Here is a 14,908-nt window from a genome sequence, read left to right as displayed (position 1 = left end):
CGTTTTGGTTCGGAAACCAGGACGGACATTCGACGGTCCGGCGGGGCTGTTACTGACCGGGTGCTACGCGGTCGTCCGGGATCATTGACCACAAGGTTGCCACACGTTCGGCACCTTCGGGAATCCGGGTGGGATCCTCAAGTTCGTACTCCCGCAGAACCGCGCGGATTCTGTCCAGAAGTTCCCTGCGCTGCGGGTTGGTCAAGTACAACAAGTTGCTGGACAGGACAACCGCTGCCGGTTCTTCACCGGTTTCCCCGCGCTGCCGGCGTTCCCCGCGGGCCTTGGCGAACGCAGAAGCCCTGCGTCGGAAGGCATCAAGCTCAAGGTCCACCACTGCTATCTCCGGACTGGCGACGCTGCCACCGGAGATGGTGAAGTCTGTTCCAGCTGCCTTCCAGCGGCGTTCCCTGGCATCTCCTGCATTTTCCGCAGGGGCCACGATCCCCCACTTCTGAAGGGCCCGGAGGTGGTAGCTCATTGCACTGGGCGTCAGGCCTGTCCTGGCAGCGAGTTCGGTGGCTGTGTGGCTGACCTGTGTGGCGTAGAGCTCAGAGATGACCTCAAGCCGGGCTGCGTGCGCCAATGCACGGATGGCCTTGGGGTCGGTGATCTCAACCGTCTTCTCGGTACGTTTCCGCCGAGGAACGTCTCCAGACGCTTGGGATGTTTCGTTGTTCACAGTCACTTCATCAGTGTAGTCAGGGTCATTTCCCGGAGCTCCGGCGGTTGATGAGCGCGCCGCATCCGGGATCACGCGCTGACCTGCGCCGGGTCCGGAAGAAGGAAACCGTCCAGCAGCAGGTTGGTGACGTCGCGGAAGAGTCCTTCGCGGAACGCCTCTTCATCGAAGTCCTCACCCCCGCCCAGGAGTGATACCAGGGCCGAGGCGATCTGCCGGACCGACAATTGGCCATCGCAGGCCGAGACGAAACCTGCGAGTTCAGTGCTGAGCAGATTCGTCCGGCGAAGACCCGCCCCTTGCCTCAGGAGGATGACTCCCGGATGAGCAGCTCCTGGACGCTGGTGCCTTTCCTCCGTGACGTCCTCGGCAACTACCAAGTGCGCCATCTCAACCGAATGAGCCGCCACCCAATCCGCTCGCTGTATAGCAGCACCCACATGCGGTCCGATGGGTTGTTCGATCGGGTAAGTAATTTCCTCGAAGCGGTTGATGACCACCCCGAGCGGTTGCTCCGGACGGCGCAGCCAGATCATGCCGAAGCCAATACCTTCCACGTTCCTGGAAGCGAAATCATCCAAATAGGCTGCGTATGCCTCCTGATATTGCCCGTCCTCGCGGTTCTGCGAAGCGTCCTGAAGCCAGGTCTCCGCGTACTGCTCAGGGCCAACCTGCTCCCGCTGTATGAACCAGATGTCCAAGCCTGATTCCTTGAGCCAGGCCTGGGGCCTGTCCTTCCAGTCCGAGCCAGAGGTTACCTCCCAGTTGCCCAGCATTTGCGCCGTGCCGCCGGGCTCCAGGACCTCCGCGAGGGACTGTACGAGGGAAGCCACGATCTCGTCCCCGGGAAGCCCCCCGTCACGGTAGGTGAACTGGTCCGACGACAATTCGCCGCCCGTTCTCGGAGTGATGACGAAAGGCGGGTTTGATACCACCAGGCCGAACTGCTCTCCTGCTACGGGTTCCAGGAGCGACCCAAGCCGCAAGCTCACCCGCTCCTCCAGGTTTTTGGGGTCCAGCTCCAGTTCCGCAGCGTTCAACAGAAGGTTAAAGCGGGTGAAGGCGAGCGCCCTCTCCGAGATGTCCGTGGCCGTCACGTGCTCGCAGTGATGGAGCAAGTGGAACGTTTGGATACCGCAACCAGTGCCTACATCCAGCGCTCGCTTGCTGTGCTTCCTGAACGTAGTTTGGACCAACGTCGTGGAGGCCTGCCCGATTCCCAGGACGTGGTCATGCCTCAACACTCCCGGCTGCTGGTGGGCTGCGAGGTCGCTGGCAACCCAGAGTTCCGCGCCGCCACTGCCGTCCGTGTTGGCGTCCCAGCCATAGGGGCGAAGGTCAACCTTGGCCTTGACCATGCCGGAATCGACGTTGACCAGCCCCAACTCCGCGAGCCCTTCCGAACGGATACCGGGGAATGCGGAATCGATCTCCGCCACGGACTGTGGGACGGCGAGCAGCCAAAGGCGAACAACCGCCGCCAAAGACCGCTGCGCATGGTCCTCGGAGTTCATGAGTCGCTCACTGGCCAGGAGTGCGGGAATGAGTTGGTCCCTGCCAAGTGCCTCCGAAGCGGGTGCGCCCAAAAGTTCAGCTACGCCGTCCACCGTGTAGGAGAGAGCACGAAGATCTGCGGCGAGCGCCAAAAGCAGTTCGGGAAGGTCACTGCGGGGAGCATCGTCAGTGTTGCCGGAAGTAAAGGAGGAAGCTGTGTCAGTCACCTTGCAAGTGTAGGGGCGGCGCGCAGTGCCTTGGATGCTGAACCTGCCCCATGTGGACAAACACCGGCGCGGGAACCCGGTAGCGTTGGATGCATGCTCAACTTCTCCTCCACAGGGCGCCGCGCGGGCCTTGTTGCCATCACCGCTGCAGCCCTGCTTGGAGTTTGCGGCTGCCAGGCGCCAGCCAACATCGAGAATGCCGACGTTCCTGCCTGGAAGGAAAAGATCCTCCCCTCGGCGAGCGGCGTGGTGTTGGAGGATTCCGGAAAAATCCTCAACAGGGACCCGTTGGTCAAGGACGCCCCCAACGTTCCGGCCGGAAGCTACACGCTCACCATGGCTTGCGATGGTGGCGGCAAAGCCTATTTTGCGGTTTCATCAGGCGGCAACAAGATCGCGGACGCGGCCGCAGCGTGCAATGGCAGCCTTGACGTGGTGAAGATCAAAGTGCCCGGTACCGGTGCTTTCAGCATCGCCACGAGCAGCGTCGATGCTCCCCTGATCTTCGCTTACCACGTGGTCCCGGCAACCGCCTAGGCCCGAGCCCATACCCACACGTAGCAGGCCTTTGGGCAGCGGCTTTACGGGCGTAAAGTCAGTCCATGGGCAGCAAGGCAGCTCGCTCGGTGATGCCGCGACGGCCGGCGAGGGCCGCCGTCGTGATTCTCATTGCACTAAGCGGCAGCCTGACGGCATGCGAATATACCTATGACGAGGACGGAAGGCCGGAGGCCAACCCCACTTCCACTGCCGGCAATGTAGTTCTTCCACCCGATCCGGCGCTGGAGGAAACACTCACCGGGGAGGCGGTCGAAGAGTGGGCCAAACTGGCATTGCCCGAGTCCCAGGGGCAGTCTTTCTACTCAAGCAACGGCTACCTCAACGCCGGCGAGTCGAAGTCTGAGCAGACAGTGCAGTTGCCGGGCGGGACGTATGCGGTGACGCTGGCCTGCCGCGGCACCCGACGGGTGACGTTCAGCGTCGCGTTGGGCGGGGCCAAGCTCGTGGACCTTACCTTAGGGTGCGCCAATGCGCGCGTGAGCGTGGTCCAGTTGGAAAAGGACGCCATGCTGTCCATCACAGTGGGGTCCAGATCGGATGCCAACTTCGCGTACCGGGTGAGTAGGCTCTGACCCGGCTGTCAGGCGGCTTCGCAGCCTCCGGGGCAGCGGAGCGTTTCAGGACTGGAGGCACAGTCCCCGCAGTACAGGGTCAAAGTACGGCAGCTGAGGTTTGAGCAGTTCTCGAACTTGTTGGTGGGTGCAGCGCAGCGGACGCATTCACCGATGGTTTTGGCTTCCTCGCTGAATTCGACGTGCATGCGCTTGTCGAAGACGTACAGCGAGCCTTCCCACAGGCCTTTATCCTTGAACGTCTCGCCATAGCGGACGATCCCGCCATCGAGCTGATAGACCTCTTTGAAGCCCCTGTTGACCATCAGGCTGGACAACACTTCGCAGCGGATTCCCCCGGTGCAGTACGTGACGACGGGCTTGTCCTTGAGGTCGTCGTACTTGCCGGAATCGAGTTCTTTAATGAAGTCGTGGGTGGTGTCCACGTCCGGGACGATTGCGTCCTTGAACTTACCGATTTGGGCTTCGAACGCGTTGCGGCCATCGAAGAACACCACGTCCTCGCCGCTGGTCTTTTTGGCATCCACCAGTGCATGAAGTTCCTCGGGTTGGAGGTGTTTTCCGCCGCCGACTACGCCGTTCGCATCGACTTTCAGCTCACCGGGCGCTCCGAAGGAGACAATCTCATCGCGGACCTTGACGCTGAGGCGCGGGAAATCTGCGGCGCTTCCCTCCGACCATTTGAAGTCGATGTCGTGAAAGCCCTTATATTCGCGAGTGGTCTTCACGTACTGCTTCATGTTGTTCAGCTCGCCCCCCACCGTGGCGTTGATGCCGTCCTTTGATATGAGGATCCTGCCGGTGAGGCCCAGCTTTTCGCACAGGGCGCGCTGCCACAGACGCACGGCGTCGGGGTCGGCGATCGGGGTAAAGCCATAGAAGAGCACAATTCGGTTCAAAGCCACTATTAAAGGGTACTTGGTGCAGTAAAATCCTTGCGTTCGGGCAGCTTTGTTTGCGGGACTGCCGGCGGGAAGTCACAATTCCATAAGCAACCATCGCCGGGCTGACGTGGCTCTGTTGCTTCATGATGGGCTGGCATACTCTCTCTACATGAGTCCAGACGCCTTGGTTGAAGACATTGCGCACCTCTTGGAAGTCTGGGTGGCCGGTTGGTCCGGCTGCCGCGGCTATGAATTACGCCAAGAGGGACGCTTCCCTGCCGCACTTCGCGCCGACAAAACCGGTGACTGGGAGTATTTCGCCCACGATCCGTCAGATGATGAGTTCGCCGCCTTGGCCGATAAGACGGCAGAGGCCCCCACACGGATCCTGACGGTCCTCACCAACGATGTCCAGAGGTACAAGTACCTCGCTGAACAGCGCGGGCTGACCGTGACCTCCGCATCCCAGACCATGATGATTGTGGACATGGAAACCCAGGATGCAGAGGATCCGTGGCTCCCGGACGACGATTTGGAGCTTGCTACCTCCGAATCCAACGGCGTCCATTATGCGGTTGTCCACTCCGGTGAGCAGGTGGCCGCGAGTGGCCGCGTGTACGTGGTCAACGGCACAGCCATCTTCGACAAGATCGTCACCGAACCTGATTTTCAACGCCGCGGCCTGGGCAGCTTCATCATGAAGGCGCTGGCAGCCCAAGCCTTCGCGCACGATGTGGAGAACGGCCTGCTCCTGGCATCGCTGGACGGCCAAAAGCTTTACTCCCACCTGGGATGGGATGTTGTGTGCCACGTCCTTCTGATGTCCGGCGGGACCGAAGGTTCGGACCTGTCAGGAGCATAGAAACTCCCGTTTAACAGCAATACTCGACGGCGGCGCCTCCGGGTGCCGCCGTCGGTGTGCCGGCACAGTGACAGAATGATTCGGTGGCTGCACCGAACTCATTGATCTCCCTGCTGGGCCGGACACCGGACCCTGAGCAGCTGCGCCATGTCCACACCATCCCCGCCCGGAAAGCAGTCAACGAGCCCTGGCCGGGCTGGGTCCACCCGGATGTTGTGGCAGCCTACGGTACTTTGGGCATCCACGAACCGTACCGGCATCAGATCCAGGCGGCAGACCTTGCACATTCCGGACAGCATGTTGTCATCGCCACGGGAACGGCCTCTGGAAAGTCGCTCGCCTACCAGTTGCCCGCATTGGATGCGATACACCGTTCCGAGCTGCGGGTCCTGTCAGATCCCGGCAAGATCCACGATGATGGCGCTGTCACGCTGTACTTGTCCCCCACCAAGGCCCTGGCGGCCGACCAGCTCGCAGCGATCCGCTCGCTGAAACTGCCCACGGTCCGGGCAGAAACCTATGACGGCGACACTGATGTCTCGTCCCGGCGCTGGATCCGCGACCACGCCAATTTCATCCTGGCCAACCCGGACATGCTGCACTTCGGTATCCTTCCCAACCACACGTGGTGGGCCCGGTTCTTCCGGCGGCTGCGCTACGTCATTGTGGACGAGGCACACAGTTACCGTGGTGTGTTCGGCTCGCACGTGGCCAATCTGATGCGGCGCCTCCGCCGAATCTGCGCGTACTACGGCGCTGGAACCTCCTTCCCCGAACCGGTGTTCATTGCCGCTTCCGCCACAGCCTCGGACCCCGGGGTTTCCTTTGGGCGGCTCATCGGTGCTCCCGTCCGGGAAGTTTCCGAAGACTGCTCGCCGCACGGTTCCACCACGGTGGCTTTCTGGGAACCCGCACTCACTGACGTCAAAGGTGAGAACGGTGCCAAGCAGCGGCGAACGGCCGTAGCTGAGACTGCGGATATCCTTGCGAACCTCGTATCTTCGCGCGTCAGGACCATCGCGTTCATCAAGTCGCGGCGCGGTGCCGAGTCCATTGCGTCCATCACCAAGAGACTGTTGGATGAGGTGGATCCCAGTCTTCCCGGGCGCGTGGCTGCGTACCGTTCCGGGTATCTGCCCGAGGAGCGGCGGGCCCTGGAACAGGCGTTGAGATCCGGCCAGCTGCTGGGGGTCTCCAGCACATCCGCCCTGGAACTAGGCATCGATATCTCGGGTCTTGATGCCGTGCTCGTAGCAGGATGGCCTGGCACCAGGGCCTCCCTCTTTCAGCAGATCGGCCGCGCAGGACGGGCAGGACAGGACGCCATTGCTGCCTTCGTGGCAAGCGACGATCCCCTGGACACGTACCTGGTGAACCACCCGGAAGCGATCTTTGACGTTTCCGTGGAAGCAACCGTCTTCGATCCCGGCAACCCGTATGTCCTTGGCCCACACCTGTGCGCGGCGGCAGCCGAGTTGCCGATCGGTCCGGCGGAGCTCGATCTCTTCGGCCCCACCGCCGAAGGGCTCCTGGACCGTTTGGTCATCCAGGGATACTTGCGTAAGCGTCCCGCGGGATGGTTCTGGACGCACCCGGAGAGCGCTGCCGGCATGGTGAACCTCCGGGCCGACGGAGGTGGGCCCGTGAGCATCGTGGACGCCGAAACAGGCTCGCTCCTGGGGACCATGGATTCGCCACAAACGCACTATCAAGCCCACACGGGTGCAATCTATGTTCACCAAGGTGAGAGCTACCTGGTGGAGGACCTCAACGAAACCGATCACTGCGTCATGGTGCGCCGGGTCAACCCGGACTTTTACACCACGGCCAGGGATGTAACCCAGATCGAAGTCCTTGAGACTTCGCGCTCGGTCCAGTGGGGTGACATCACCGTGCACTTTGGCGACGTCAAAGTAACTACCCAAGTGGTCTCCTTCCAACGCAAGGCCTTGATTTCCAACGAGATCCTCGGTGAAGAACCCCTGGATTTGGGAGCCAGGGACCTCTTTACCAAGGCCGTCTGGTTCGTGGTGGACAACCGCTCGCTGCACGGAGCCGGACTGGTGGAAGCGGAGTTCCCCGGGGCCCTGCACGCGGCTGAACATGCTGCGATCGGGCTCCTCCCTTTGGTGGCTTCCAGTGACCGCTGGGATATTGGTGGCGTCTCCACCGCCCTGCATGCCGACACCGGAGTGCCAACGATCTTCGTTTACGACGGCCACCCCGGTGGCGCGGGGTTTGCTGAACGGGGCTTTGAGAAGGCCAAGATTTGGCTGACGGCCACCCGGGAAGCCATTAAGGCCTGTGAGTGTGACGCCGGCTGCCCGTCCTGTGTTCAGTCCCCTAAATGCGGCAACAAGAACAACCCGTTGGACAAGGCAGCCGCCATCACCCTCCTGGGCGTCTTGTTGAAGGACGCCAGCTAACGCGAGTCCACGCAACAGCCCCGCTCGCCGGTAAGTGCGGCTTGGCCTTGCTAGGGAGGAGGTCCGGCCCTTGCACGCCCAGCGGCGACGCCCCACTGGAACGGATGGGCCAGCTCCGTGCCGACCTCCACAACGTCCCCGCCGGCAACAGTGCAGAACGTGATCTTTGCGTTGTGTTTGCTGGCCACGTCAGCCGCCACTGCACAAGGCTCCCCGGACGTGAGCCCTCGGGCAGCATCTGCGGCGGCGAGCGCTGCAAGATCAGCCGCAGACGCAGCCCGGGATGCCGTCACTCCGGCCTGCGCCAGTAATAGCAGTCCCAGCAGCAGCGCCATGACCACCCCACCCAAGGCCAGGCCGAGAACGGTTCCAGCGCCGCGTTCATGCTGCGTGTCTGGCGAAGGCGTCTTCACGGGGTGCCTGCTTCTGCCCGTGCTGTTGCCGAGGCCTTCAGCGTCCAGGGGATAAGCGGGCCCAGAGCCCCGCCTACTGGCGAGGAAGCAGTCACCGTGACCCACTCACCGTCGTCGATCATTGACGATGCGACGCCCTCTCCGGCAAGTCGCTTGACGATCCCATCCACGGAGCCGGAGGTCTCACCCCGCGCAGAGGCGCGCGCTCCTGCCCTCGCCGCCTCCTCCAGCCGAAGTTGGGTAATACCCGCGGCGCCGCCTGCCAGCAGGAATGCCAGGAGCAACACGACGGCCGGCATTGCGACGGCGAACTCCGCCGTGACGGCGCCGCCTTCCTTTGCGTTCCTGGACGCTCTCCCGCGGGCAGGCAGCAGACCGGTCATGGCAGGGACAACGCCGTACGGATCAGGTTAAGCAGGAAGCCTCGGACCTCTTCGCTCCGAAGAATGACTACAAGCAGCCCCGCGAGACCCACTGCAGCAAGCGTGGCTATGGCGTACTCGGCGGTGGCCATGCCCACTTCCGAGCCCATCAGCTTTGTCCGTGTGTATGCCCTTGTCCAGAAGCCATCGTCCTCAAGTGGCCCGTCATCGGACTCCGGAAGTTCCTCAAAGTCGAGTCCTAACTGCAAGAGTTCGTCTTCGAGTTCGAATCGCTCAAATTCGTTATGTTCGAGTTCGTACTCCGAGAGTTCGTCATGTTGGGTTGTCACTGGTTCCGTGGAGGGAGCCTCAGGGACTTCAACGGGATCCGGCCGGTCCCTGGGCATATCACTCAGAAGGCCAGGAAGCGTAGTGGACAGTGTTTTCACGGTAGGTTTCCTTTCAAGAAGCGCCGGCTCTGTGCCGGCAGAACCGACTCTTCCGTGGTCCGGAGAAGCCCGAAAGTAGGCGATCTCCGCAAGTGGATAACCCGTCCGGTCCGGCTGGGTGTGGAGGAAAGGTTGTGGCTCCGAGGGCCTTCTCCACGTTCAACCTGAAGGGAGCATGGCGATCAGGACCGGGACAATGCCAAGGCAGATAAAGGCAGGCAGGGAGCAGAGACCCAGAGGAACTACAAGCTTCACGCCCAAGGCAGCTGCCCGCTTCTCCGCGGCCCGGAACTGCTCTCGCCGTTCCCTCGCCGCCTGTGCATAGAGGATGGAAGCAGACGGCGCACCGGTCAGGGCAGCGAAAGCCAACGCATCCTTGAGGCGCACTACTTCAGGGGCGTGCTTGGTAGGCGTCCGCCAGGCAGTCTCCCAGTCGGCACCGATGGCCAGCGCGGCAACAACGGGCCGGAGGGAACGCCTGATGGGAGGCGAGGCACACTGTCCGATGAGTTCCAGTGCCCGCCCGATTCCGGCTCCGGCATCAAGCATCGAAGCCACCAACTCCAGCATCATGGCCGTATCGCGAAGCCCGTCTGATCCCGTGTCAGCGTGGGTTGATGCCGAAGACTCCTTCGCTGCTTCGATTTCCCTTCCCCGCGGAAGCAACTGTGTCCTCATGCGTGTGGGTGCCGCGAAGCTCAGGAATGAGGCCAGCGCAATGACCGCGATCATCGCCAAAACCGGGGCGTCATACATCATTAGCTCCCCGTAGCAGACGTCACCAGTCGGGAGGACCAGACACGGCCAGCTGCCGTGAGGAGGAGTCCAACCGCGAACGTGGCGACACCCAGGAAGTTGTTCAACAAGATCCCCAACGGGTCAACACCCAACGCCATTCCCAGCCCAAGCCCGAACACCGGCAGCCACGACAACAGCCGAACAGTAGCTTTTGGCCCTGCGAGCGCCGTTTGACGGGCTGCCTCGGAGTCTTCTTCTGCCTCCAATTGGGCCGCAAAGCGGGTGAGGAGATCAGCCAGCGGACAGCCACTGGTCTCCGCGATGTCCAGGCAGGCTGCCAGTTCCATCCATACGCGGCGCTCTGAACTTCCGCGGCGCGGATACGCCTTTGCGGCAGTACTTCGGATGGCTTCGGCTGCGGAGTTTCCCACTGTGGAAGCTGCCCGGGCTGCTGCGAGAACTTGCAGCGCCTCGTTGGACAGCACAGAGATCCCCTTTTCTGTTGCAGAACCCGTGCCACCGTCCTCGATGTGCCGTGAACCGTGAACAATCCATAGCTCCTCCCACAGCCGGAAGGCTCCTCGTCCGCCGCGTAAGAGGGCTGCGAGCTGTTGCACCAACACCCCCAGCGACAACGGCTCGGGACGCTTCCGCCGCCCTGGACGTACGAGCCGCGTTCTTGGACGTGCATTGGAGTGCCGGGTCCGGCCCGCCGGTTCCCCCAGCCTCCTCCGGAGACGCCGGATACCAGCCCGATGGCTCCTGACTTGCAGCCAAACCGCGAGCGCCGTAACGAGGACGAGGGCGCCGATCATGGGCTGTCACCAAGACGATGCGTCCCCAAGGGACGTGACCCCGCTGACCTCGGGTTGGTCGTCATTCGGGCCCTGCGTCGTGGCAGATCGGCTCGTCGTGGCAGAACTTCTTGTTGTGGCGGGTCTTCTCGTCGTGGCAGATCGGTTTCTTGTGCCGGCAAACCGTCCACCTCCGAGGGAGCCAGCAAGAGCCGGGCGGCGAGTTCAAGCCACGCCGGCCCGGGTGTCATTCCTGCGGGGTTCCAGCTGAGGGCCGGCACCACTTTTTGCCCCTCCCCGGTATCTGTCACTACCCCGATGGACGCCACCTTCCGTCCGGACGGTGTTCGGTCCACGTGGATCACCACGTCAAGGGCGCTGGAGACCTGCAACCTCACGGCTTCGGCGCTCAACCCCGCCAAGGCACCGAGTGCCACCAAGCGAGCTGGCACGGCCTCGGCAGTGTTGGCGTGAATGGTGCCACCGCCGCCGGTATGGCCGGTATTGAGTGCGGTCAGCAATTCGCGGACCTCGGCCCCACGGCATTCTCCTACGATCAATCTGTCCGGACGCATGCGCAGTGCTTGGCGAACCAGTTCACCGAGATCCAGTGCCCCTCCGCCCTCAAGGTTTCCGTGGCGCGATTCCAACGTGACAACATGCGGGTGGACGGGGTTGAGCTCTGCGGCGTCCTCTATCAGGACCAAACGCTCCGCCGGATGACTCAACCCGAGCATGGTGGAGAGCAGGGTTGTCTTGCCTGAGCCTGTGGCACCGCTGATGAGGAAACTCAATTTGCGCGCCATGACGGCCCGGAGAACCGACTCGACGTGCTCAGAAAACATGCCGCGTTCCCTGAGCTCGGCGAGGGTAAATACTTCATCCCTGCGGATGCGAATGGACAGCAGGGTCCCCACCGTTGATATCGGTGCCAGGACTGCGTGCACCCGATACCCGCCTTTGAGCCGGACGTCCACGCAAGGGGAGCCATCGTCCAATCGCCTTCCCCCGGCTGAAACCAAGCGTGTGGCCAGCGATTTGATCTGTTGCTCGGTGTCGAAGATGACAGGTGAACGTTCCAGGCCGTTTCCGCGGTCCAACCAGACGGAATCGGGGCCGTTGACGAAGATGTCCGTGACGGCAGGATCCTGCGCGAGTGGCTGGAGAGGCCCTAATCCGTTGAGTTCCGCGTTGATGGATTCAGCCGCCTCCAATGCTCCGGCTGTTCCCAGTAATCTGCCGCTTGCCTGGACTGCTGCCGCGACAGTGGAGGGTGTTACGGGGCCGCTCCCTGCGAGCACTGATTCCCGCACCGTTTCAAGAAGAACCGAGTCCAGCCTGCGGCCCTCCCGGCGGCGGTTTCCCTCGGGAAAGAGGCTCACTGGATGGCGCCGTTCAGTTCCAACACGGAGCCGGCGAAGCGGCTGACTGGTTTCCGGCGTCCGAGTTCCAGCAATCGCCCCAGCTCAGTGCCGGGAGCAACACCACGGATCTCCGGCACGACACCCAGCAACGGCAATCCCAGGGACTCGGCAATCAGTGGAGCATCCACGGACGTGGTGCTGCTTCCGCGGACCAGCAAGCCGGCATCGATGGGTGGAAGTTCATTGAGGACGCGAGCAGCGGCCACTGCAGATTTGAGGTGGGCCCTGGTCAACACCATGATCCTGTCGCAATCCCACGCCAGCGTGCCCAGGCCCTCCCCGCTACGTCCGATGTCCACAAGGATGAGTTCGAAGCTCCGGCGTGCGGCATCAACAACAGCAGCCACGGCTCCCGCTGCCGGGACATCGACCGGTTCCCGGGTCCCGGGCCAGGACAGATAGGCGAAGCCTCCTGCAACAGGCAGTGAATCCCGGAATTGCGAAGGATCAATACTGCCCCGGGTTCCGGTGAAGTCCGGCCATCGGAGGCCGGGAATTTCGTCAGCCGTCACTGCCAGTTCAAGGCCACCACCCCAGCGGTCACCATCAATAAGCACGGTGCCGATGCCATGCCCGGCCGCAGCTTGGGCAAGCCAGATGGCAGTGGTGGTGGCTCCCGCCCCACCACTGCCACCGATGATTCCCATGACCGTGCCCCCAGGGTCCGGGGAGCCGGCCATGCTCAGGTGTTCAGCAAGCCAAGCGGCGGCCTCGGGAAGGACGGCGACCCGCTCGGCTCCGAGCGAGGCGGCTAACCGCCACAACTCGTCACCTTCAGAGGCTTTGCCGAGCAACACAGTGGGAGCCCTTCGTCTGGGCGGTAACTCGCGGATATCGCTGCCTACCAACACGACGTCGGCGTTGTCCCAGCCGTGGACGGCTTCCATCACATCCACGGCCATTCTGAGACTGCCCCCTGCGGCAGCGACTATCCGTTTGGCCTCTTCCTGAAGGTAGGGGTCTCCTGAAACGAGCAGGATCCCGACGGCTTCCCGCGGCACCCAGGATCCGTCCGCGTCCCCTTGCATTGTTTGCTTGCTGGCTTGCCCGTAACTGTCAGTGGTCTGTTGGGGGTGCCCCGGTTGCCTGTGCCGATGATCTCGCTTGCTCATGGCGTCCACACTGGTTGAATCGGCGGATCAACATAAGGTTCGAACGCCCGTATGTGCACAACATGGCGTAGCCGGAGCTGTGGAGGAACAGTCGCTCCCAACAACGCACACATCAGCACCAAGCACACCCCCGCACAAGGCAGAATGGACACCATGTATTTGCTGCTCGCCGCCCACCAGGAAGGCGCAGCCATACAAAGGATCTCCCCTACCGGTAAGGCGACTGCTGACATGCGCGTCGTCACCCGCGGTGAGTTGCCCGGCGTCGTGCGTGAACTGGAAGCTCAGCGGCCCCGCTGGGTGTGGCATCGCGCCCAGGACTGGTATCCAGAGCTGCTGGCCCATGGCATAGAGCTGGAGCGTTGCCACGATCTCGCGCTCTGCGGAGCCATTCTGGCCCACTCGGAATTCACGGCCCACACGGACTATGCCAGGCATGCGGTAAAGCTCACGCAGGACGACGACTCAACACCACCGCGCGCCCTTCAGCCTCCACCACCAGCCGCAGATCAAGGTGCGCTCTTCGAGGATCTGTCCCCCACCAGCCCTAAGGCCGGGCTGGCTGAACTCAAAGAGGAGTTCGCGGCGCAGCAGCACGCGATCTCGCAGGTCCCCGAGGAGCACCAGCAGAAACAGCGCCTCCAACTGCTGCTCGCCGCTGAATCGGCTTGCGCGATCATCGCGGTAGAGATGCAACATTCCGGCGTCCCTTGGCGCGAAGAACTGCATCAGCAGATCCTTGCCGATGTTTTGGGTCCCCGGCCGCCGTTGGGGCACCGACCCCCGGCTCTGGAGGCTCTTTGCGCCGAGCTCAGAAGTATTCTCAACTCCCCCAACCTTAATCCGGACTCACCCCAGGACCTGATGCGCGCCCTGCACCGGAACGGGATCGAAGTAAAAAGCACCCGCCAGTGGGAGCTTCAGGAGTCCAAGCATCCAGCCATCCAGCCCCTCCTCGCCTACAAGAAGCTCTCCCGGCTTCACACCGCCAACGGCTGGTCGTGGCTGGACGCGTGGGTGCGTGACGGGCGCTTCCATCCTGAGTATGTAGTGGGTGGAGTCGTGTCAGGTCGTTGGGCTTCACGCGGTGGCGGCGCGCTCCAGATCCCGCGCAATATCCGGGCAGCGGTCCATGCGGATCCGGGTTACAAGCTCATCGTCGCCGACGCCTCACAACTGGAGCCGCGCGTCCTCGTGGCGCTGGCCCAGGACACCAAAATGGCGGAGGCAGCGCGGGACAAGGACCTCTACGCAGGCATCGCAGCCCAAGGCTTTGGGGGCGATCGGGCCAAGGCGAAGATTGCGCTGCTGGGAGCCATTTACGGCGCCACCACGGGCGAGTCCGGCAGGCTCATGCCGCAGCTGACGCGTACCTATCCACGCGCCGTCGGCTTCGTGGAGCAAGCAGCGCGTGAAGGCGAGGCAGGCCGAACCGTCACCACGCGGCTGGGCAGGAGCAGCCCGCCACCGTCGGCCGGCTGGCTGCGGAGTCAGCAATCCACCACTGCCGAGGAACAGCGGCGCGCCGACAATCTGGCCCGATCCCGGGGCCGGTTCACCCGCAACTTCGTGGTGCAAGGCTCGGCTGCTGAGTGGGCGGCCTGCTGGTTGGCGGAATTACGACGTCGGCTGCGGACCTTACGTGCCGAGGGCTCACCCAGCGGGGAACTGGTTTTCTTCCTCCACGATGAAGTAATGATTCATGCTCCAGAGAATGCCGTGGACGCTTGTATCCGCGCCATCGAAGACGCAGCAGCGTCGGCGAAGGAACTCATGTTCGGGCGGATCCCTGTGGAATTTCCAGTGAGCCTGGCAGTGGTCGATTCGTATGACACGGCAAAGTAGCGGACCCTAGCCGGAAGCCGGGGCACTATCCAGTCATATCTCGCCATATGAGCCGGGATGACC

At 62.7% G+C, this 14,908-nt stretch carries 15 protein-coding genes; 5 read left to right on the top strand and 10 right to left on the bottom strand.

The window, feature by feature from the left end; genetic code table 11:
• Positions 1–49: 49 nt before the first annotated feature.
• Together J7I86_RS06395 and J7I86_RS06390 are read right to left on the bottom strand one after the other, a co-directional pair.
• Positions 50–688 carry an ArsR/SmtB family transcription factor gene (locus tag J7I86_RS06395; RefSeq protein WP_396019857.1) on the bottom strand — a complete coding sequence of 213 codons (639 nt, stop codon included), beginning with the start codon at positions 686–688 and terminating at the stop codon, positions 50–52.
• 65 nt (positions 689–753) lie between these two features.
• Positions 754–2,403: a methyltransferase gene (locus J7I86_RS06390; RefSeq protein WP_309476677.1), complete on the bottom strand. Its 1,650-nt coding sequence runs from the start codon at positions 2,401–2,403 to the stop codon at positions 754–756.
• A gap of 93 nt (positions 2,404–2,496) precedes the next feature.
• Here J7I86_RS06390 and J7I86_RS06385 point away from each other — a divergent pair, with 93 nt between their 5' ends.
• Together J7I86_RS06385 and J7I86_RS06380 are read left to right on the top strand one after the other, a co-directional pair.
• The gene (locus J7I86_RS06385; RefSeq protein ID WP_286179435.1) at positions 2,497–2,940 is read left to right on the top strand and encodes a hypothetical protein; all 444 of its coding nucleotides are present in this window, start codon (positions 2,497–2,499) and stop codon (positions 2,938–2,940) included.
• Between the two features lie 65 nt (positions 2,941–3,005).
• Entirely contained in the window at positions 3,006–3,536 is a 531-nt protein-coding gene (locus J7I86_RS06380; RefSeq protein WP_214817671.1) for a hypothetical protein, read from the top strand.
• Between the two features lie 8 nt (positions 3,537–3,544).
• On the opposite strand, the gene J7I86_RS06375 is transcribed toward J7I86_RS06380, so the two are convergent.
• On the bottom strand, positions 3,545–4,441 hold the full coding sequence (locus J7I86_RS06375; protein WP_214817668.1) for a rhodanese-related sulfurtransferase: 897 nt from the start codon (positions 4,439–4,441) through the stop codon (positions 3,545–3,547).
• Between the two features lie 148 nt (positions 4,442–4,589).
• Between J7I86_RS06375 and J7I86_RS06370 the strand changes: the two genes are divergently transcribed.
• Positions 4,590–5,282, top strand: coding sequence for a GNAT family N-acetyltransferase (locus J7I86_RS06370; protein WP_214817665.1), 693 nt, complete (start codon positions 4,590–4,592; stop codon positions 5,280–5,282).
• Between the two features lie 83 nt (positions 5,283–5,365).
• Positions 5,366–7,708, top strand: coding sequence for a DEAD/DEAH box helicase (locus J7I86_RS06365; protein WP_214817662.1), 2,343 nt, complete (start codon positions 5,366–5,368; stop codon positions 7,706–7,708).
• A gap of 50 nt (positions 7,709–7,758) precedes the next feature.
• Here J7I86_RS06365 and J7I86_RS06360 read toward each other — a convergent pair whose 3' ends face one another.
• The 7 genes from J7I86_RS06360 to ssd all read right to left on the bottom strand — a co-directional run bounded on the left by J7I86_RS06360 (position 7,759) and on the right by ssd (position 13,000).
• Positions 7,759–8,121, bottom strand: a complete 363-nt coding sequence (locus tag J7I86_RS06360) for an Rv3654c family TadE-like protein (RefSeq protein WP_214817660.1) — start codon at positions 8,119–8,121, stop codon at positions 7,759–7,761.
• Positions 8,118–8,504 (bottom strand): TadE family type IV pilus minor pilin, encoded by a 387-nt coding sequence (locus tag J7I86_RS06355; RefSeq protein ID WP_214817658.1) that lies wholly within the window; start codon positions 8,502–8,504, stop codon positions 8,118–8,120. Before J7I86_RS06355 ends, J7I86_RS06360 begins: the two co-directional genes overlap by 4 nt.
• Positions 8,501–8,932, bottom strand: coding sequence for a DUF4244 domain-containing protein (locus tag J7I86_RS06350; RefSeq protein ID WP_214817649.1), 432 nt, complete (start codon positions 8,930–8,932; stop codon positions 8,501–8,503). The genes J7I86_RS06355 and J7I86_RS06350 overlap by 4 nt, the downstream gene beginning before the upstream one ends.
• 159 nt (positions 8,933–9,091) lie before the next feature.
• Positions 9,092–9,688, bottom strand: a complete 597-nt coding sequence (locus tag J7I86_RS06345) for a type II secretion system F family protein (protein WP_214819571.1) — start codon at positions 9,686–9,688, stop codon at positions 9,092–9,094.
• Positions 9,689–9,690: 2 nt separating this feature from the next.
• Complete coding sequence (locus J7I86_RS06340; RefSeq protein ID WP_309476676.1) at positions 9,691–10,287, bottom strand: hypothetical protein; 597 nt, start codon at positions 10,285–10,287, stop codon at positions 9,691–9,693.
• Positions 10,288–10,481: 194 nt separating this feature from the next.
• Complete coding sequence (locus J7I86_RS06335; RefSeq protein WP_309476675.1) at positions 10,482–11,846, bottom strand: TadA family conjugal transfer-associated ATPase; 1,365 nt, start codon at positions 11,844–11,846, stop codon at positions 10,482–10,484.
• Positions 11,843–13,000 carry a septum site-determining protein Ssd gene (gene ssd, locus J7I86_RS06330; RefSeq protein WP_309476674.1) on the bottom strand — a complete coding sequence of 386 codons (1,158 nt, stop codon included), beginning with the start codon at positions 12,998–13,000 and terminating at the stop codon, positions 11,843–11,845. The genes J7I86_RS06335 and ssd overlap by 4 nt, the downstream gene beginning before the upstream one ends.
• Before the next feature lie 153 nt (positions 13,001–13,153).
• Here ssd and J7I86_RS06325 point away from each other — a divergent pair, with 153 nt between their 5' ends.
• Positions 13,154–14,845, top strand: a complete 1,692-nt coding sequence (locus J7I86_RS06325) for a bifunctional 3'-5' exonuclease/DNA polymerase (protein ID WP_214819566.1) — start codon at positions 13,154–13,156, stop codon at positions 14,843–14,845.
• Positions 14,846–14,908 lie beyond the last annotated feature (63 nt).

The organism is Arthrobacter sp. ISL-95 (assembly GCF_018613695.1).
In the GTDB taxonomy this organism is placed as follows: Bacteria; Actinomycetota; Actinomycetes; order Actinomycetales; family Micrococcaceae; genus Arthrobacter.
This window is presented reverse-complemented; position numbering and strand designations above follow the sequence as displayed.

What these genes read in the sequence shown, in the direction of transcription:
- J7I86_RS06385 (WP_286179435.1), top strand. Translation starts at nt 2,497, where the DNA reads ATGCTCAACTTCTCCTCCACAGGGCGCCGCGCGGGCCTTGTTGCCATC.
- J7I86_RS06380 (WP_214817671.1), top strand. Translation starts at nt 3,006, where the DNA reads ATGGGCAGCAAGGCAGCTCGCTCGGTGATGCCGCGACGGCCGGCGAGG.
- J7I86_RS06370 (WP_214817665.1), top strand. Translation starts at nt 4,590, where the DNA reads ATGAGTCCAGACGCCTTGGTTGAAGACATTGCGCACCTCTTGGAAGTC.
- J7I86_RS06355 (WP_214817658.1), bottom strand. Translation starts at nt 8,504, where the DNA reads ATGACCGGTCTGCTGCCTGCCCGCGGGAGAGCGTCCAGGAACGCAAAG.
- J7I86_RS06345 (WP_214819571.1), bottom strand. Translation starts at nt 9,688, where the DNA reads ATGTATGACGCCCCGGTTTTGGCGATGATCGCGGTCATTGCGCTGGCC.
- ssd (WP_309476674.1), bottom strand. Translation starts at nt 13,000, where the DNA reads ATGAGCAAGCGAGATCATCGGCACAGGCAACCGGGGCACCCCCAACAG.
- J7I86_RS06325 (WP_214819566.1), top strand. Translation starts at nt 13,154, where the DNA reads ATGTATTTGCTGCTCGCCGCCCACCAGGAAGGCGCAGCCATACAAAGG.